The 19,152-nt window shown below is 57.5% G+C and carries 19 protein-coding genes; 16 read left to right on the top strand and 3 right to left on the bottom strand.

Annotated features, from left to right (window positions below; genetic code table 11):
- Positions 1 to 5: 5 nt before the first annotated feature.
- The gene (locus tag HYT31_02335) at positions 6 to 566 is read right to left on the bottom strand and encodes a hypothetical protein (GenBank protein MBI2050620.1); all 561 of its coding nucleotides are present in this window, start codon (positions 564 to 566) and stop codon (positions 6 to 8) included.
- Between the two features lie 54 nt (positions 567 to 620).
- Here HYT31_02335 and HYT31_02330 point away from each other — a divergent pair, with 54 nt between their 5' ends.
- The 3 genes from HYT31_02330 to lepB are packed head-to-tail and all read left to right on the top strand — an operon-like array spanning position 621 to position 6,772.
- On the top strand, positions 621 to 2,006 hold the full coding sequence (locus HYT31_02330; GenBank protein ID MBI2050619.1) for a hypothetical protein: 1,386 nt from the start codon (positions 621 to 623) through the stop codon (positions 2,004 to 2,006).
- Positions 2,007 to 2,047: 41 nt separating this feature from the next.
- Positions 2,048 to 6,160, top strand: coding sequence for a hypothetical protein (locus tag HYT31_02325; protein ID MBI2050618.1), 4,113 nt, complete (start codon positions 2,048 to 2,050; stop codon positions 6,158 to 6,160).
- Positions 6,161 to 6,166: 6 nt separating this feature from the next.
- Positions 6,167 to 6,772, top strand: coding sequence for a signal peptidase I (gene lepB / locus HYT31_02320; GenBank protein MBI2050617.1), 606 nt, complete (start codon positions 6,167 to 6,169; stop codon positions 6,770 to 6,772).
- Here lepB and HYT31_02315 read toward each other — a convergent pair.
- Both HYT31_02315 and HYT31_02310 read right to left on the bottom strand, forming a co-directional pair.
- The gene (locus HYT31_02315) at positions 6,764 to 7,477 is read right to left on the bottom strand and encodes a nucleotidyl transferase AbiEii/AbiGii toxin family protein (GenBank protein MBI2050616.1); all 714 of its coding nucleotides are present in this window, start codon (positions 7,475 to 7,477) and stop codon (positions 6,764 to 6,766) included. The two genes, lepB and HYT31_02315, sit on opposite strands and share 9 nt — an antisense overlap.
- Positions 7,467 to 8,042, bottom strand: a complete 576-nt coding sequence (locus tag HYT31_02310) for a hypothetical protein (GenBank protein MBI2050615.1) — start codon at positions 8,040 to 8,042, stop codon at positions 7,467 to 7,469. Before HYT31_02310 ends, HYT31_02315 begins: the two co-directional genes overlap by 11 nt.
- 239 nt (positions 8,043 to 8,281) lie before the next feature.
- On the opposite strand from HYT31_02310, the gene pilM reads away from it, so the two are divergent.
- The 13 genes from pilM to HYT31_02245 all read left to right on the top strand — a co-directional run bounded on the left by pilM (position 8,282) and on the right by HYT31_02245 (position 19,152).
- Positions 8,282 to 9,451 (top strand): pilus assembly protein PilM, encoded by a 1,170-nt coding sequence (gene pilM / locus HYT31_02305; GenBank protein MBI2050614.1) that lies wholly within the window; start codon positions 8,282 to 8,284, stop codon positions 9,449 to 9,451.
- A 32-nt stretch (positions 9,452 to 9,483) separates the two neighbouring features.
- Positions 9,484 to 10,710 (top strand): hypothetical protein, encoded by a 1,227-nt coding sequence (locus tag HYT31_02300; GenBank protein ID MBI2050613.1) that lies wholly within the window; start codon positions 9,484 to 9,486, stop codon positions 10,708 to 10,710.
- 5 nt (positions 10,711 to 10,715) lie between these two features.
- Positions 10,716 to 11,447, top strand: a complete 732-nt coding sequence (locus HYT31_02295) for a hypothetical protein (GenBank protein MBI2050612.1) — start codon at positions 10,716 to 10,718, stop codon at positions 11,445 to 11,447.
- 10 nt (positions 11,448 to 11,457) lie between these two features.
- Positions 11,458 to 11,772, top strand: a complete 315-nt coding sequence (locus tag HYT31_02290; GenBank protein ID MBI2050611.1) for a hypothetical protein — start codon at positions 11,458 to 11,460, stop codon at positions 11,770 to 11,772.
- Between the two features lie 5 nt (positions 11,773 to 11,777).
- Positions 11,778 to 13,508: a type II/IV secretion system protein gene (locus HYT31_02285; GenBank protein ID MBI2050610.1), complete on the top strand. Its 1,731-nt coding sequence runs from the start codon at positions 11,778 to 11,780 to the stop codon at positions 13,506 to 13,508.
- 4 nt (positions 13,509 to 13,512) lie between these two features.
- Positions 13,513 to 13,893, top strand: a complete 381-nt coding sequence (locus tag HYT31_02280; GenBank protein ID MBI2050609.1) for a response regulator — start codon at positions 13,513 to 13,515, stop codon at positions 13,891 to 13,893.
- Between the two features lie 12 nt (positions 13,894 to 13,905).
- Positions 13,906 to 15,042: a Flp pilus assembly complex ATPase component TadA gene (gene tadA / locus HYT31_02275; GenBank protein ID MBI2050608.1), complete on the top strand. Its 1,137-nt coding sequence runs from the start codon at positions 13,906 to 13,908 to the stop codon at positions 15,040 to 15,042.
- Positions 15,043 to 15,044: 2 nt separating this feature from the next.
- Entirely contained in the window at positions 15,045 to 16,256 is a 1,212-nt protein-coding gene (locus tag HYT31_02270) for a type II secretion system F family protein (protein ID MBI2050607.1), read from the top strand.
- 59 nt (positions 16,257 to 16,315) lie between these two features.
- Entirely contained in the window at positions 16,316 to 16,798 is a 483-nt protein-coding gene (locus tag HYT31_02265; GenBank protein ID MBI2050606.1) for a prepilin-type N-terminal cleavage/methylation domain-containing protein, read from the top strand.
- 9 nt (positions 16,799 to 16,807) lie between these two features.
- On the top strand, positions 16,808 to 17,287 hold the full coding sequence (locus tag HYT31_02260) for a prepilin-type N-terminal cleavage/methylation domain-containing protein (GenBank protein MBI2050605.1): 480 nt from the start codon (positions 16,808 to 16,810) through the stop codon (positions 17,285 to 17,287).
- A gap of 57 nt (positions 17,288 to 17,344) precedes the next feature.
- Positions 17,345 to 17,824: a prepilin-type N-terminal cleavage/methylation domain-containing protein gene (locus HYT31_02255; protein ID MBI2050604.1), complete on the top strand. Its 480-nt coding sequence runs from the start codon at positions 17,345 to 17,347 to the stop codon at positions 17,822 to 17,824.
- A 66-nt stretch (positions 17,825 to 17,890) separates the two neighbouring features.
- A complete protein-coding gene (locus HYT31_02250) occupies positions 17,891 to 18,640 on the top strand; it encodes a prepilin peptidase (protein MBI2050603.1) in 750 nt (249 codons plus the stop codon).
- Complete coding sequence (locus HYT31_02245; GenBank protein MBI2050602.1) at positions 18,637 to 19,152, top strand: prepilin-type N-terminal cleavage/methylation domain-containing protein; 516 nt, start codon at positions 18,637 to 18,639, stop codon at positions 19,150 to 19,152. Before HYT31_02250 ends, HYT31_02245 begins: the two co-directional genes overlap by 4 nt.

Genomic DNA, 19,152 nt, shown 5'->3' with positions numbered 1-19,152 from the left:
GTCAATTAATAGGGCGATACCGGCCGGGTTTGGACCGGGGCCGGCTGAAGGGTTGGCATGCTTACGTTTGTCGGCACCGTTGGCGAGGTGGATCGGAGAATGGCAACCGCAAGCGCGGTTTGCGCCCCATCGCGCGACCGTTCAACATCCACGCGCAGCGTGTCGCCGATTGAGAGGCCGGATTCAGGTACCGCGCTCCCGTTTGCCGTGATAACCGTATCCCGCGAGAGCAGTATGGTTTCTTCGCCGCTTGCTGTGCTCAAGGTGATGCTGGCTTGGGGTTCGCGGTTTGAAAGCGTGCCGGTATAGGTTGCCCGCGGCTCAAACGCAACTCCCGCGTCCGGCCCGTCCGCTTCCCCGCTTCCCGGCGCCGCTTCCGAGCTTGCCTGCTGTTTGATTTGGTTGATGCGTTCGGTAGTCTGATCATCTTGACCCTGCTGGCCGGATCGTCCGCCCAGGACTGCAAAGACCGCAATCATAACCGCGGCAATTGCGAGCGTCGCGCCCGCGGTGATCGCCAGGTCGCGGGACGTTATCTGGCCATTGGTACGCTTTAAGAAAGACATAGAAAGCGTTGATGATTAATGGTATACTGCCAGTATACCACAAAACAGAAGGCTATGCATTATTTTCAAAGCAAAAAATTTCCATACGTTATTGCCGGCATGGCGCTCGCCGCGTTCGCGATTCCCCTGAACGTTTTTGCGGCGTGCAATTTTCACAATATTTCCGGATACGTGTGGTCCCGCACCACGGGCTGGATTTCGCTCAACTGCAACAACGGCGGTACCATTGACTATGGCTTGAACATTGATTTTGAGTCCGGCTCTCCCACCGAGAATGTAACCGGATACGCGTGGTCGGGAAACTTAGGCTGGCTCAACATGTCTCCGGTTGGCCCATACCCGGCGTGGGGGAGCGTGCCCGGGATAGCATCAACTTTCTATCGCAACCAAGGCGGAAGCCCGACCACTACCGCGGGCGTCATCAAAGGCTGGGCAAAATGGGAGGCATTGGGAGCGAACGGATGGATGGTGATGGGCCCTATTGATATCAGCAGTACGGATTATGGGGTTGCAATCGGGTCAGACCGCCTGTTTTCCGGCTGGTCGTGGAACGGGGGAGACAACCTGGACGCGGATCCCGAGCCCGAGCGGGGCGACGGGTGGGTGATGTGGGACAGCGTGGCTTCGGGCGGCGGGGCGAGCGTTTTGGCATACTGGTTTGAGACGCTGTATGGGGATATCTATTCCGGCGGGTCTGCCAGCGCGTCATTTGCCCCGCCTTCAGGCAGGTACAGCGCCACGTACCTCATCCAGGCGAACGGAACCATTGACCCGGTTACCCTGCCGAGCGCCGGCGGGGGCGGCGCGCCGTACCGTTCGGAGAGTTTTGGCAGTTTATCCCTGCCGGACACCGCCAACAACTATCGCGGCGGCCTCGGTTGGCTTGATAAGGCGGGTTTGATCGCGGGCCGCTATGGCGCGCCGGAATCCGCCTTGCCCGCCGGCTCGTCAATTCTGCTGAACGGAAAGGCGTACTACTACACCGGTGATTTGACCATCTCAAGCAGTTTGACTTTCAACAAGGGAACGGGCACGCAAAAGGGGAGCGGCACTATTATCGTGGACGGCAATTTGGCCATTAACGCGGATATATTCTACCAGTCAGGATCCGTATCATCGCGCATAGACAACCTGCCCTCGGTTGCGTGGATCGTGAAGGGCAATATTACTATTGCCCCATCAGTTCAAAACCTGGCCGGCGTCTTCTATAGCGAGGGCACGATTGCAACCGGAACCACGGGCTCAAACGAAACCGACATTCCCCTCGCCATAGAAGGCATGCTCATCGCAAGCCAAATCAGCCTCCAGCGCCTGTTTGCGGACGAGACCCAGGAGCCCGCGGAACAAATTATTTTTGACGGCCGCGCCATCATCAACCCGCCCCCGGGCCTTGCTGATATTGCCAAGGGCCTGCCCACGTTGCGCGAAACCCGTCCGTAGCGCCACTCGCGCGTTTTGTGGTATAATACAAAATACCTTTCATGCGTTTCAAAAACACAAACATCAAGAATCTGGCGCTGGTTTTTTTGGCCGGGCTCGCGGTGTCCGCGGTTTCGGCGAGCGCCGCGTTCAATCCGCCGGGCCAGGCCCCGCCCTTGGGCAATGTTGACGTGCCCGTGTACTCGGTGGGTTCAAGCCAGACCCTCTCCGGCGGACTCACGGTTTCAAGCGGGGGGTTTACCTCAACCGTTGCAAGCGGCACCGCAATCCAGGGAACCGGCACCATTGGCATACAGGGAAATTCAGGGGGAACGACAGCAGTGTATGGCGAACAATTGGGACTTGCGACCTCCGGGCTTAATGCTGTTTACGGCAAGGCAGTTTCAGGCAATGATTACGCGGGCAGGTTTGAGGGAATCGTCAACATCAATACACTTTTGGAACTTTCATCGGCCGCAGGGCAGGGGATTAGATTTATCTATCAAAATTCAGGAGTCTCCTGGCCGGATGATACCGGCGCCGGTCCTCCGTATCCTGATTTACTCGGCATCTACGTCAAAGACAGCAATAATGCCCTGCGCCTGGTGGGGCACGGCGGCGGCATTGAGCTTACGGACAAGTCGTTAAACGTCCGTTTGAGCGTTTCCGAGGCCGGGGTCGTGAACGTTGCCGCGGGCGGCGCGTTGCAGGTGAACGGCGTTAACGTGTGCCTACAGGGTGACACCAACTGCCAGGACCTCGGCGCGGCCGGCGGCTGGACCGACGACGGCGCTAATGTGCGCCTGACTACCATTGGCGATGAGGTGGGCATCGGCACTATAAGCCCGGGCGCCAAACTGCAGGTTAACCCCGAAACCTCCCAGGAGGGCATCCGCATCGTGTCCGCATCCGACTGGAGCCCGCTCAACATCCGCAACAGCGCAAATACGGCTGACATCTTCCGTGTTGACCAGAGCGGGAGCCTGGTTGTCGGGTCCATACCCGATACCCGGCTTTCCGCAAACGTGTCGCTCTTCGGACAGACCATTGAGTTCGCCGAGTGGGGCCAGAACTGCGCGAACAACGAGATTCCAAAGCGCGTCGGCGGCGCGTGGGCCTGCGCGGCCGACAGCTCGGGCGCAGGTACCATCACAGGTTCCGGTTCAACGAACTATATCTCCAAGTGGACCGGCGCCTCGTCTTTGGGCAACTCCACGGTGTACGACAACGGCAACGTCGGCATCGGCACTGCGGGCCCCGGGTACCCGCTCCATGTCATGGACAACAACTCAACCTCAATCGTCAGCACGGACAGTGACGACGGCGTCAAGCGGTGGAGCGGCCTGCGCGTGGCGCGCCAGGGGAGCGAGAAATGGTTCGTGGGCATAGATGACTCCGGCAGTGAGAGCCTGCTGTTTAGGCGCGCCGGAACCACCAATGACGTGACCATCTCAACCTCCGGCGTGCTCGCGGCTACCACCAACATCACCGTGGCCGGCCAGAACGTGTGCCGCCAGGACGGCACTAACTGCCCAGCCGGAACCACGCCGAACCTGTTGACTGTTCTGAACACCGGCTCTGACGCTTCGGCGTTCGCCGGAAACACAACCATCGGCGGCAATGTGTACGTTCCTTCCGGTGAGTTGGAAGCCAAGTGGCTGCACTCAACCGCAGCAGGAGACAACACCATTGCCGGCAGTTTGACAATAACCGGCGTCACAGCCGCCAATGCCGGCATCAGCGTTGATGGCCAGATTGTGATTGACGATGGCGCCGGCTGGCATCGCTCGTATGGCGCCACGGGCTGGTACAACGGCACCTATGGCGGGGGCTGGTACATGTCTGACGCCACCTGGATTCGGTCGTACGGCAGCAAAAGCGTTTACTCTGACCAGGGCATCAGGGCCGAGGGCGGTTTGGCCGGAGGTCCCTATAACCCGGATGCCGCTTATTTAGTCACCACCCCGTCTTTTTATACTTTAGAAGGGCAAGTGGGAAATGCCACCGGCGGCAAAAAAGGCGCGGGCACGCTCAATGCGGTCCAGCTGTGCATCCAGGGGGACTGCAAATCAAGCTGGCCGTCGGTGGCGGAAGCGGACGGCATCATCGGCAACGAGGTTACGGACGCGGCAAATGCCACGCTCACGCGGAGCGGCTCCGGAACCGCGGTGAGCCCATACACGCTCGCGCTCAACCTGGGCAATGCCAACACCTGGACCAGCCAGCAGACCTTTAGCGCGAACACCGCGTTTCCGGGTTCAGGCATCTGGAACACCTCCGGCAACGTCGGCATCGGCATCACTACCCCCAACAAACAGCTCCACGTCAAGACCGCTTCCGGCAACGCGGAAATTGACATTCAGTCCGCCGCCAGCCCGTACTGGGCCGCCTACCAGGACGATGCCACCGACGAGCTTAGGTTCTGGAGCGCAGCCAGCAACAACCTGCTGGTTCTTAAGCAGTCAGGCGGGGATGCGGGCGTGACCATCAACGGAAAGGCCGTGTGCCTTGCGGATGGGAGCAACTGCCAGGCCGGAACCACGCCGACCCTGCAGACCGTCACAAACGCGGGCAACACCACGACAAACCGCATTACCATAAGCGCCGCGAGCGCGCCCGGCTATCCGGTGCATGTGTACGACGACAGCGTCACCGCAATCGTCAACACAGATTCAAACGACGCAGCCAACTACTGGACCGGTTTGCGCGTGGCGCGCCAGGGAACCGAGAAATGGTTCGTGGGCACAGACAACCTCACCGACAATCTCCTGTTTAGGCGCGCCGGAACCACCAACGACGTAACCATCTCAACCGCCGGCGTGCTCGCGGCTGCCGCCAACATCACGGTCGCGGGGCAAAACGTGTGCCGCCAGGACGGCACCAACTGCCCGACTGGCGCTGCGGAAGCGGACGGCGTCATCGGCAACGAGGTCACGGCCGCGACCAATACAACACTCACGCGGAGCGGCTTGGGAACCGCGGTGAGCCCATACACGCTCGCGCTCAACCTGGGCAATGCCAACACCTGGACCAGCCAGCAGACCTTTACCACTATTGATACTGGCCAGGGCGCAACCGAGGTGTATTTGATGAACCAGAACCTCCGCACCACGGACAGCCCGACATTCTCGGCGCTCACGCTCCAAGGGGCAAGCCTAACCTCAACCCAGACCGCGAACCCCCACTTTTACGCCAACAGCTACAAGGGCTACCAGATTCGGCTTGATTCTGATGAATTAACGAGTCCAGGAACAGAGACTTTTCAAATCAACAACGGCGCAAACGCGACCGTGTTTTTGGTTGACGAATTCGGGAACGCGAGCACAACCGGACAGCTCACGGTTGCCGGCCGCATCCTGGGCGTATCAACCCCGACCTTAGGCACAGATGCCGCCAACAAATCGTATGTTGATGCCACGGTTGCCGCGGCAGGCGGCGCTGTGTCGCAATCGCAGGAGTTTACCGCTTCCGGCACCTGGACCCGGCCGGCAGGCGTGACCTTGGTGTGGGTAACCGCGGTCGGTGGTGGTGGGGGCGGGGGTGGTGGGGACGCCCCCAACGTAAAAGGAGGAGGAGGAGGAGGCAGTGGAGCCAGTGTTCTAAAATGGCCCTGCACTGTCAGCGGAGACGTATCAGTAACAATCGGATCCGGAGGAATAGGAGCATATCAAACCACGGGTGGAACTGGAGGAATAACGGCTTTTGGGTCATGCGTTTCGGTGAATGGGGGTTTGGGTGGAGTACGAGGTGACAGCGGCGGCACTGGCGGCAGAGGAGGACATATTGGGCTAGGAGTTGGAGGAGCAGTTGGCGGTAACGGCGGAGCTGGCGGAGCAGTTCCTTCGCTTGGGTACAATGGAACCGCATGGAACCAGATGATTGGGGGTGGTGGCGGTGGTGGAGGGGGTTACAACGTCGCCGGACAATCCGGGGCTACCACAATGTTCGGGAGCAGTGGGGGCTCGAGAGGCACTAACGGCGGCGGCGGCGGCGGCGGCGCCGCGTCTATCATAGCGCCCGGCGGCACCGGCGGCACCGGCGGCAACAGTGAAACCAACGGCTTCGCAGGCACCAAGGGCGGTGGCGGTGGCGGTGGCGGCGGCGACAATGGTACTGATAGAAGCGGCGGCAGCGGCGGGAATGGTTATGTTCTCATTGAGTGGATTGCCCCATAGCGCAGTATGCGCGCGCCAGTGTTTAGTAGTATACGCAAGCGAACCGGCCGGATCATGTCCGCGCTGGTTTTAGTTTTGGCGTTCGTTGCTGTTTTGGCGTTCGTTTTCAGAAATATTATTTCGGAGGAGAGCGGCGGCGCGCCGGAATCAGAACGCTCTGCGGACATTGCGGAGTTTACGGTAACCGGCGCTTCCATGGAACCGATTTTGTTTAGAGGCCAAATCATCCGCGTGGACACGGCCGCATACCAGCGCGACCCAATCAAGACAGGAGACATGGTAGTCATCAAACAGCCCGGTGATAACGGGTATCTCGTCAAATTCGTCAAAGCCATTCCCGGGGACACGCTTGGGCTTGCGGAACAGCCGGACGGCAGAAGCCGGGTTTTGGTCAATGGCGAGGCGCTCGTCAACTCCGAAGGCGAACCATACCTGCTTCCGGAAAACAAGACAGCCATGCTAAGGCTGTACGCGCGGGACTATGGAACCATTCCGGATGGCGCCTATCTCGTCCTGGGCAACCGGCCCGGGGGCACTGATGACAGCACGGTCTTTGGCTTGATTGATGCTAAACGCATTAAAGGCAAGGTATTGACTTCTCCGCTATTTTAATACAGATTGGTAGTTTTTAAGCAAAAACACCGCCTCTTTTCTTAGATGGGTTTTAATCCAGGCTTTCTCTTTGTCACCCGGCAGCAGTTCAGCCCATCCGCGCAAGATTTCACTATCTTTGACCCTTTCGATAACCGGAATGCAGTCAGCTATGTGTTCTCTGATAGTTTTGCCGGTTCTTGCTTTGAGCACGTCGGCATTTATGTCCCAATTGTTTTTGGCAAAAAACCAAACGTCGTAAATGTCGCGCATGGCAAGCAATCTACGATCAGTCAGAGCGGCCAGTTTGCCGGCAAAAAGATAGTCTTTCTTGCCGGCCAGCATGGAAATGCCGAGATACTCTTTCATCTCGTAATGTTCTTTGATGTCGGGCATCAAAATCCTCACGTTCACTTCGACTTTCACGTTGTGATCGGCGTCGCCGTAAGAGAGCAGAAAGAATATCGTGTTGCGTTTGATGTACTGATCTTTCACTTCGCCGTACGCCTTGAGCATGCCGCCGATTTTCTCATAGACTATCTGTTGGGTCGCTTTGTCGCTCGTAAATAAATCAAAATCCAAATCAACGGAGAATCTGGCAAGGCCGTAGAAAAAGTAGGCGCAGGTGCCGCCTTTGAATCCAATGAGGGATGAAATGGAGGTGTCGGAATACATGTCCCGCAAGATCCGTCCCATTATCAGCTGATGTTTTTCTTTATTCAGCATATTTTTGGTATTTTTTTAATCGCTTCACCAGTTGTTTGTTTTCGTAAATTTTTACGAGCTCAAAGCATAGCTCCCAGTTAATGGATCGCAGGTTGTCGAAATAAAATTTAGGCGATGCGTAGATGGTGTCCAGGAATGCCCGTTCCGGCGTGGCGATGCTGTAATTCTTTTCATTCTTGATGCCGCGCGCGTTGTAGAGAACGCTGTCTTTCAGCTTTCTGAACGTGATGGCATGGCCATCAATTTTTTTTGTAGCCGGATAGGGACCGGCTACGAAGATAGAGTCATGGTGTTGGAAAATAATGCCGGCTTCCCGCAGAACCGTCTCAAAACTTATGTAGGAAGGAGTATAGATGCTCGTTGCCAGTTCTTTGGCGTCGTACTCGTTATTTTTTGCAAATACGCCGCGAGTCAGACGGATCAATGATCCTTGCTTAGCATAATATTTGATCTTTGAGAGCAGATTGACTGTGTTAGTTTCCCGCCAAATCAAAGCGATATCCTTTGTGGTCAGGATTGTCTTTGGGGATTGATATAGTTTGGCAATAAGGTTGTCGGTAGCCATATATTAATATGTTTGATGGAAAGGTGATTTTTTCTCCATTCCATTGTATATTATTAAAAAAAGGCAGTCAAACAGTAAAAAGTGGATAAATCCCCTGGGGGTCACTCTGGTTGACAGAATAGCGCCGAAATAATCTTGGTAGCTTGGGAGAAGTTTTGGTGTTTTTTTGTTTTTGTTGTATAATTGATGTGTAGCATTTCATCGTGTGTAATCGTGTGTATAAGTAAAACAAAACCTCCATGCTGAATCTTTTCAAAAGCAAAATATCATCATATCTTGGCATTGACATCGGCACCAACTCCATCAAGCTCGTTGAGCTTGAGAGCGTGGGGGGCCGCCCGCGGCTCGTTACCTACGGCATGGTAGAGCTGGAGTCATCCATGGCCCGGCCGAGCGAGAGCGGGGACAATACCTCTGACAACCAAAAAATCGCCGGAGCGCTGATCGCCTTGCTTAAAAAAACAGGCGCGCGTTCACGGTCGGCGGTTGCCGCGCTTCCGAACTTTTCCGTGTTTTCAAGCGTCATCAGCCTGCCCAAACTCGGGGAAAAACAGCTTGCCGAGGCAGTAAGCTGGGAAGCAAAGAAGTTCGTGCCCATGCCCATAGAGAACGTGGTTCTGGACTGGAAAATTCTGAACGAGCTGGCTTTGGAAGAGGGCGAAGAAGATATGACCGATGCAGAGCGCGCGGAACAAGAAGCGCAGAAACAAAAGATCGCCGCGGCCGACAAAAATTCAAACCTGGCAAAGTGCAAGACCGTGGCCCAGATTCTGCTCACCGCGGCTCCGCGGCACCTGGTGGAGCGGTATGTGGCGGTGTTTAAGATTGCCGGCATTACGCTTTTAAGCCTTGAAACCGAGTCATTTGCCCTCTCGCGGAGCCTGGTCGGCAACGAAGACGGCTCAATTTTGATTGCGGATGTGGGCGCGCTCACCACGGACGTCACGGTCGTGAGAAAGGGCGTTCCCGTGTTTTCGCGCTCCATCAACGTGGGGGGTTCAACGGTCACGCGCGCGGTTGCGGACAGCATGGGAGTCTCGCCGGAGCGGGCAGAGCAGTTCAAGCGCGACACGGGCATAGCCTCTTCCGCCGGAACTGTAGCTTCTTCAGGCGGCGGGGGAATTGCCAGCGTCATACAGCAGAGTTTTGCCCCGGTCATTTCGGAAATGAAATACACGCTTGAGCTTCAGCAGCGCTCAAACTTTGCCATTGAAAAAATCCTGTTGACCGGCGGATCAGCCTTTCTCTCGTCTCTCCCCGGCTACATTGCGTCATCCCTGAACGCGAAAGTGTTCATTGGGAATCCCTGGGCTCGCGTATCCTACCCCAAAGACCTGGGCGGCGTTTTGGAGCAGATTGCCCCGCGGATGGGAGTCGCAATCGGGCTTGCCATGCGGGAGATAGAATAGGGCGATACGCCCTGATGACATATTTTTGAATTATGCCGCCTGCAAAATCAACTGACATTGACCTGCTTCCCAAGGACCTTGCGGCCAAGAAGCGGCCTGTTCCCGCGCCGTCAGCCGGGCCGCTCGTTGAGTATACGGACGCTTTCACGGGCAAGAAACCGGACGTCCCCAAGCCGAAGAAACCTTCTTTTTTCTCGCGCGTGTTGAGCGTGTTCGGCCGCAGGAAAAAAACAGCAGAGCCCGCGCTTGCGTTTAAGTCTTCCCAAGGCCCGCTTTCGCAAAAGAAGGGTAGCGCCATCGCTCTCCCCGCAGAGCGGGCCGCGGATTTGCCCGAAGGCGCGCCGCTCCCTTCCGCTCTGTTCGCGGGATCCGAAAAGCGCAGCAGCGCGGTTGCGGCGGGCAAGCCCAAAACCGCGCCGGTCCGCGAACCGTTCAGCCCGGGCGTTGCGGCAGGAGACGTATCAGCCATGCACGTGCCCAGTGTTTCGTCCGGTCCGCTTGCTCCTCCGCGCGCGGTTCTGCAAGCGGCAGCGCCTGTGCTTCCGAAGCAGGCTGTGGCGGCCGTGGCCGCGCCCAAGCCAGCCGTTCAAAGTAAGGCTCGGCTGCCCGCTCGCGCCGTAAAACCAGCGGCTTTGCCGGTTGAGCCGGGCGTAACCGGCGAGACCGAGGCTCCGGTGCACCGGCTTTCGCACTTTGACGTGAATTTGCTCGCGGCAGAGTACACGGAAACGTTTAAGAAGAGCAATCCATTCGCATTTTTGGGAGCCGGGGCGGGCATATTCGCGCTCGCGGTGGCGCTTGCCTATGGGGTGCTGCAGATGTACCACATGCGCGCCCAAACCGCGCTCGCGCAGGAGGAGCGCGTGGTCGCGGCGCTCTCCGAAACCATTGCTACGTACGAGGACGCTTCAGGCCAGGATTCGGCGCTGCGGGAGAAGGCCGAGGCTTCCCGTGAGCTCATCGGAAACCACGTTTCGTGGCATTCATTTTTGGGGGAAGTTGAGGCAGTCACCATTCCGGAAATCACGTACGTAACATTTGTCGCTTCCACAAAAGGGACAATGCTCGTTTCCGCGTTTGCCCGGGATTACACGGCCCTTGCCCGCCAGATTGTGGTGTTCCAGGAGACTCCATGGATCCGCGACATCACCATTACGCAAGCCACGCGGGTGGAGGAATCCGCCACAACGCCGGCCGGCGTTTCGTTTGACATGTCTCTTGAGATAGACGAGGGCGTGCTCTATGAGAGCCGCAGATGATGATTATGAATAACACTGCTCCCCAAAACAAACCCCCGGCCATTCCGGAAGCCGCAGCGCCGGAAATCACCGCACGCGCGCAATCCGTCCGTCCGGGAGAGGGGCCGGCTCGCAGTACCGCGGCGCGGCCGCAAGCCTTGCCCAAACCCAAGCTCGCGGGTTTCATGGCACAGTGGTTTCGGCAGTACTACAAACTGGTGACGATTGCCGCATGCGCGATGCTCCTTGTTGCTGGATACCTGTTTCTGCTTGGGCCCAAATTTTCGGCGGCGCGCGTGGTCGCGGGAAGCGAATTTGACGAAGCCGCGGCAGAGCGCTCACAGCTGGAGGAGCGGCTTGGCTACCTGCAAAAACTGGAACGCGCGCGAGCTGTTGCTCCGTCTGATGCGCTCCGCGACATTGAGGATTTCTTGCCGAGCGATCCGGGAACCCCCCAGCTTTTGACGAGCCTTGAGGCCATTGCGGCGTCAAGCGGGGTGCTGATAGACGGCATTGAGTTTGTCATCCCGGAGGGTGAAGAGGCGGCAAAGGCGGCGAGCGGACTCTCTCTGCCTTCCGGAGTTTCCTTTGTTGAGGTTGCGCTCGCCGTTGCGTCAAGCCCGTACGATGCGCTCAAAGCCCTGCTTGCAAACATTGAGGCAAACCTGCGCCTAATGGATGTTATTGCAGTGGCGTACTCGCCGGCAAGCAAGAGCTACACCATCACCCTGCGCGCGTACTATCTTTTATCCGAGTAATGAGCGAACCATGGCATTAGTTCAGCGGAAAATTTCAAAAGGAAAGCAGATCAGGCTCGTCGCGGCCCTGTTGCTCGTTGTCGGCATTACGGCGCTGGTCGCGTATTACGGGCTTTTTAAGAAACCGGCTGCGTACGCCCCGCCCGCGAGTACTGCGGCGAGCGGCTCTTCGGTTCAGTCCCGAATCCCGGGCCAGACCGGATACGAAGCTGCCCGGGAGCTTTCAGAGTCCCCGGTGTTCCGCTCCCTGCGTTCGTTTGGGGTGTGGCCCCTTTCAAGCAATCCCAAGGGAAACAGCCAGCCCTTTATCTTGCAAGAAGAGTAACTGATATGCTTGTTCCGTTTCTACAATTTTTGCTCGCCGAGCAGGCCTTGACCCAGGAAGAGGTTGCCCTAGCCGCGGCCCGGTACGAAGGAGGGAAGAGTTCTCTGGATGAGGTGCTCTTGGAGGTTATGGACGAAGAGGCGCTGCTTAAGGGCAAGGCCGAATTCTACCACCTTCCGAGCGTATTGCTTTCCGGCAAACCCATTGCCCGCGCTATCTTGGGCCTTTTCCCCAAGGAGGTGGTGACCAACTACCGCATTATTCCGTTTGAGCAAGAGGGGGATGCGGTCAGGGTTGCCATGATTGATCCCGAGAACCTCAAGGCGCGCGAGGCCGTGGATTTTCTCGCGCGCCAGAAAGGCTGGAACACGCAGTTCTATGTGACCACGGAAAAGGGTTTTGCGCACGCGCTGGACCAGTACTCGGGCAGCCTTTCGAGCGAGGTGGGCGAGGCGCTTGAGCTTGCGGGCGAGAATCGGAAAACCGCCGGAGAGCGCACGCGCGCCACGCAGGAGGACGAGAATTTGGAAGAAGTGGTCAAGAGCGCCCCGGTTTCCAAGATGGTGAGCGTGATCTTGCGGCACGCGGTTGAGGGCGGGGCTTCGGACATCCACATTGAGCCGCAGGACAACGAATCGCGGGTGCGCTACCGCATAGACGGCGAACTGCACGCAACGCTCTCCTTGCCCAAGTACATCCATAACTCAATCATTTCACGCATCAAGGTGCTCGCGAACCTCAAACTGGATGAAACCCGCAAGCCCCAGGACGGCCGCCTCCATTTTGAGGTTGACGGCAAGCAGATTGACATCCGCATTTCAACGCTGCCGCTCGCCGGATCCGAAAAGGTGGTGATGCGCATTTTGGACGTGACGCGCGGCGCGCCCACCCTGGAGTCCCTCGGATTTATCGGCCGCAACTTTGAGGTGATGAAGCGCCAGGTGGGCAAGCCCAACGGCCTGTTCCTCGTGACCGGCCCCACGGGCAGCGGAAAATCAACCACCCTGTTCGCGGCGCTCTCCCTCTTGAACGAGGAGCGGGTGAACATCGTGACCCTGGAAGATCCCATTGAGTACTACCTCCCCGGGGCCAACCAGTCCCAGGTGCGGCCCGAGGTGGGGTACACGTTCGCGAACGGCCTGCGCTCCATTCTGCGCCAGGATCCGGACATCATCATGGTGGGCGAAATCCGGGACAACGAAACCGCCTCGCTCGCGGTGCAGGCGGCGCTCACCGGGCACATCGTGCTCTCAACCTTGCACACCAACGACGCGGTTGGCGCGGTTCCGCGGCTTCTGGACATGAAGGTGGAGCAGTTTCTTCTGGCAACGACTTTGAACATTGTGCAGGCCCAGCGCCTGGTGAGGAAGCTGTGCGAGCACTGCAAAGCGCCCGCCGAGCTTCCGCCGGATCTCGTGGAGCGCGTGCGCGCGGCGCTCGCCTCCATTCCCGAGGGTGCGCTGTACGAGGGCGTCTCCCCCGCAAAACCCGTGTTTTACAAGGGAGCCGGGTGCGCCAAGTGCGGAGACACGGGGTACCAGGGGAGGCTTTCCATTGCAGAGGTGATTGAGAACACCAAGGCGCTGTCCGAGATTATCACCACAGGCTTTGAGCGCCCACTCGTGGAGAAAGAGCTCGCGCGCCAGGGATTCATTTCCATGGTGCAGGACGGCATCATGAAAGCCCTGCTCGGTTTGACGACCGCTGATGAGGTCGTGGTAGCCACTAAAGAGTAACCATATGACGAGTAAACCTTTGGTTTTACTTGCGGAAGATGACGCGTTCCTGCGGCGCATGTATGCGACCAAGTTTGAGCAGTCGGGCATTCCGGCGCTGCTTGCGGAAGACGGAAAGCAAGCGCTCTCCCTCGCGCGCAAACACAAGCCCAAGCTCGCGCTCGTGGATATCCTGATGCCCAAGGTGGACGGGTTTGAGGTGCTTGCCGAGATGAAGAAAGACCCCGAGCTCAAAAACATTCCCGTGGTGCTCTTAACCAATTTGAGCGAGGTTTCGGATGTGAGCCGCGCCAAGAAGTTGGGAGCCGCCGAGTATCTCATCAAATCCCACTTTCTCCCTTCCGAGGTGATTGCCGTGGCGCGGAAATACCTTGCGGAGGCTTAAGCACAGGAGCGTATGCCAGAACCGGTTTCACAACCATTGCCAGTTGAACGAGCGGGGGAGTTGCAGTCCAAACAGGAGTCTGCGACCGATGTTTTGCATTTTGAAAAGTGGCTCCGAGAGCTCGGCGAGCGCAAAGCCACGGATTTGCACCTGTCGGTGGGAACAGTCCCGGCCTTGCGGATTGACGGCGCCATCATGCCCCTCATGGAGGAGGGGGTGATAAGCGCGGAGCGCATGGAGCGCATTGTTGAGCACTTGCTTCTGCCGCATGAAATAGAAGCCCTGCACGACCGCAAGCAGCTCATTATAAGCAAGACGCTCAAGAAGTCAATGCGCTTTAGAATCCATTTTTTTTACAGCAGAGGGTTTTTGGGGGTGAGCATGCGGTACGTGCCCGCTCTCGTCGCCCCTCTTGCCGATCTGCCGCACGCGGCAATCCTTAAGGAGGTATTCTCGCGCACCCAGGGACTCTTTATCGTGTCCGGCCCGTTTGACTCGGGCAGAACTTCCACGGTTCAGGCAATCATTGCGGAGTTTAACCAGACGCGGCCAAGCTATATTGTGACGCTTGAAGCCCCCCTGGAGCACGTGGTGCCTTCCAACCAGTCCGTGGTCGTGCAGCGGGAGATCGGCCGCGATGTGGCGAGCTTCAGCGAAGGGGTGAGCGCCCTGTCCGAGGAGGATGTGGACGTGCTGGTGCTCGGGGACATTCCGGACGGGGCCGTGCTTGCGGGAGCGCTTACGCTCGCGACTTCGGGCAGGCTCGTGATCGCCATTATGGAGGGGAACCACGCGGTGGCCGTGCTTGAGCGGCTGCGCGATTTAGCGCCTTCCACAGACCGGCTTCGGATTCTCCATGCGCTCGGGGACGCGCTCATCGGCATTACCACGCAGGTCCTCGTGCCCAAAGTCGGCGGGGGGCGCCTGCTGGTTGCGAGCAGCATGCTTGCCACGAACCCCATCAAGTCATTGATACGCGAGGACAAATTTTCGCAGATTCCGAACATCATGCAGACCTCTCGCGAGCAGGGCATGGTAACCCTGGATAAGGCGCTGGTTGAGTCCGTAAAGCGCGGCGTTGTGGCGCTCTCGGACGCAAAAGCCTATGCCGCTGACATTAACCAGTTTAACATTTTGGCGAGCCACTAGATATGCCGTTTTACGACTATCTTGCAGTAAATGGGGAATGCGAGGAAGTGGCCGGGGTTGTTGATGCGGTGAACGACGAAGTTGCGCTCTCAACGCTTACGGACCAGGGCTTGCTGGTGCTCTCGCTTTCCACCCGGGAAGAAGAGAAAAAAGGGTTTGCCCGCGAAATTACGCTTTTTTCGCGCGTCAAGGTCAAAGATTTGGTGATTTTTTCGCGGCAGCTCGCGGTGATGGTGTCCGCCACCTTGCCCGTGGTGCAATCACTCCGCATCCTGGTGAACCAGATTGAGAGCGTGCCTTTGAAAATCGTGGTTTCGGACGTTGCGGACGCCGTGGACGGGGGAGCGCGGCTCTCGGACGCGCTTTCAGAGCACCCCAAGGTGTTCTCCAATTTTTACGTGTCCATGGTGAGGAGCGGGGAGACCGCGGGCAAACTGGATGAGGTCCTGGGGTATCTTGCGGACCAGCAGGAAAAAGATTACGACCTCGCGAGCAAGACGCGCGGGGCCATGATTTACCCGGCCTTCATTTTGTTCGGCTTGGTGGTGGTTGGGTTTGTGATGATGATATTCGTGGTGCCCAAACTTACGGAGATTCTGGCTGAAACCGGGGCGGCATTGCCCCTTACCACGCGCATGCTGATCGGGGTGTCCTCCTTTTTCCAGTCGTTTTGGTGGGTATTCCTCGCGGCAGTTGCCGGCGTTTTTTTCGGCCTCCGGTACTACCGCAAGACAGAAGCCGGAAAAAAGCACCTTGATTTCATGATTTTGAAAACGCCGATTTTCGGGCCTCTCATTTTCCAAAAAATGTACCTGGTGCGGTTCACCCGGTCGCTTTCCACACTCATCACGGGCGGGGTTTCCCTCACCGAGGCGCTCCAGATCACGGGCGACATCGTGGGGAACGAGGTGTACCGCGAGGTCATCAGGGAGACCATAAAGGAGGTTGAGGACGGCAATCCCATTGCGACCGTGTTCAAGGAGTCGCGGGTGGTGCCGGGCATGGTCACGCAAATGCTCTCCGTGGGGGAACAGACTGGACGCTTGGATACGGTGCTCAACAAGCTTTCGGATTTTTACGCGCGGGAAGTTGATAACGCGGTTGCGAATTTAGTGACGCTCATTGAGCCGCTGGTGCTGATGCTTATGGGAGTTGGCGTGGGCGTCATGGTGGCCGCCATTCTCTTGCCCATGTACAACCTGGCAGCTGGCTAGCTCTGTGGATAACGCGGTTTAGCCAAAGTAATATAATTATGGTATAATTTATACACGTTATGAAATACAAACAAAATCACGCAGGCTTTACCTTGATTGAACTATTGGTGGTCATAAGCATTATTGGCATTCTTTCCACGTTAGCGGTTGTTTCTCTCAACAATGCGCGCGTAAAAGCGCGCGACGCCAAGCGGGTTTCGGACATCAAACAGCTCCAGACAGCGCTGGAACTGTACGCATCCGACAAAAACGGGTATCCCGCGGCAAGCGACTTGACGCTCGGCGCCGGGGCAGGCGCTTCCTTAAGCAGAGACGGAGGTTTTGCGGCCACAGTTTCGGGAACCACGTACATGGGCAAGGTTCCATCCAATACCACTCCCGGAGGGGCGGATTACAAGTACAACTCATTCACGTCTTCTGCGGCATCCACCGCGTGCGGCACGGCTCCGTGCCCGTGGTTCCAGCTTTCCTTTACCTTGGAGGAAACGACCGGCAGCCTTTCCGCGGGCGCGCATGTCGCGGATCCGAATGGCATTAATTAACGCACATCTATGTTTCAAAAATCAAAACATTCAGGGTTCACTCTCATAGAGCTTTTGGTGGTGATTGCCATCATCGGGCTTTTGTCCACGCTTGCCGTGGTTGCGCTCAACAACGCGCGCTCCAAAGGAAGGGACGCCAAGCGCGTTTCGGACATTGCGACCATCCAAACCGCGCTGGAGCTGTACTTTGCGGACAGTAATTCTTATCCGGACGGAAAAACTGCGGCAGAAACATTAGGCGTGGCCGGAGCGCTCACCTTGAGCAAGACGGGCGGATTTTCCGACGCCATATCAGGCACTACGTACATGGGCAAGGTTCCCGCAAACCCGACACCGGGCGGCGCGGCCTATACCTACAAGACCGATGTTGTGCTCGGAACCACCTATTCCATTGATTTCACGTTGGAAGAAGCCACCGGGAGTTTGGCTACGGGCGCCAACTGCGCCCGGCCATCGGGCATTGTCGGTGGCGCGTGTCCGGTTCTTTAGCCGCGCTCTAGCCGCGTAGTCCATTTGGTTAAGAAAAAAGTAATATTGACATCAACTATGCATATACATACAAATTTACGGGCAAAAGCTTGCCTGCCTAAGAGGCAGGGTTTCACCCTTATAGAGCTTTTAGTGGTGATTGCCATCATCGGCGTGCTCTCCACGCTCGCGGTGGTCTCGCTCAACAACGCGCGCGAGAAATCCAGGGACGCAAAGCGCGTTTCGGACATCAAGCAGGTCCAGACCGCGCTTGAGCTCTACTTTGTGGACGTCAATGCCTATCCCGCGGGCACGGGCCTCGTGCTGGGCGGCGCTTCGGCGCAGGCGCTTTCGTCCGGCGGCGGATTTTCCGCGAGTCCGGGAAGTCTCACGGTTTACATGGGCCAGGTGCCTTCCAACCCAGAGCCTGGAGGAACTGATTATACGTACACCCAGACCCAGAGCGGCGTTTCTTACACCATTTTGTTTACGCTGGAGAACCAGACTGGCGCTTTGGGAAGCGGCGGCCACACCGCATCCCCATCCGGCATTGATTAAGCCTAATTGCGAACAAAAACGTGAGCCTCGCGCGAGGCTCACGTTTTTGGTATACTTGATGCAGATATGCTTTATATTTTACTGTTTGTTTTAGGCGCGGCGTGGGGAAGTTTTTTGAACGTGGTTGCGTGCCGCATAGAAGAGAGAAAGTCGTTCCTCGGCGGCAGGAGCGTGTGCGCGCACTGCGGGAAGATTCTTCACTGGCACGACCTCATTCCCGTGGCAAGCTGGCTTTTGCTTTGGGGGAAGTGCCGGTACTGCAGAAAGCATTTTTCGGTTCAGTACCTTTTGAGCGAACTCGGCGTTGGGGCGCTCGCCATCTTTGGCGCGTTCGTGGTTGCCGCGCCCATCCACGCGCTTACGTATTTTGCGGTGGTGAGTTTTTTTACGGTGCTCTTCATCTACGACCTGCGCACGTATGTTGTTCCGGACAAAGTTGTTATCCCGGCCATTGCGGTCGTGGGTTTGCTCAACTCCATTATGGTGGAAGACGATGTATCCCTGCTTTTGGGCGCCGCTTTCGGTGGAGCGTGGTTTTTGGTCCAGTTTTTAGTTTCGCGCGGCAAGTGGGTGGGCGGCGGGGACATACGTTTGGGGCTGCTCATGGGCGCGCTCTTGGGGCACCCGTTCGTGTGGCTCGGGCTTGGGCTTGCGTACGTCGGGGGTTCAATCGTGGCTCTCGCGTTGGTCGCCACCACGCACGCAACGCTCAAGAGCAGATTGCCGTTTGCCACGCTGCTTTTGCCCGCGACATTCGCAGTATGGATCTTTGGGGAGGGGCTCTGGAGTTGGTACCGGGCTTTTATAGGGGTATGAGATTTAAGCGCACACAAGGATTCACGCTGATTGACCTGATTGTGGCCATAGGCATTTTCACCCTGGTCACCACTGTTGCAGTGGCCAATTTCAGCGTCGGCAGCCGCAATGATTCCGTACGCCTTGGAGCGAGCGTTGCTTCCGGGCTTTTGCGGCGCGCGCAAACCTCAACGCTCACCGGAGCGCTCCTCTCGGACGGCACATTCCCGGAGGGCGGGTATGGGGTGCGGCTTGATGCGAGCGATGCCGGCACGCTTACGCTGTTTGCGGACAAAGACGGGAATTTCAACTACACGGACGCAACCGAAGAGGTGGAAGACGTGGCATTGCCCAGGGACGTGGTGTTTGACGGAGGAACGCTCAATATTGTGTTTTCAGCGCCAGATGCGGACGTGTACTTCAACGGCGCCGCAAGCGAAGCTTCCAAAACCGTCAACTTTTCATCCGCATCATCTGATGTGACGCAGGCGGTTATCATTTACCGGCTCTCGGGCCAGATACGGGTGCAGTAG

It is taken from the genome of Parcubacteria group bacterium (genome assembly GCA_016181765.1).
GTDB lineage: Bacteria > Patescibacteriota > Patescibacteriia > UBA2169 > UBA2169 > CG10-46-32.
This window is presented reverse-complemented; position numbering and strand designations above follow the sequence as displayed.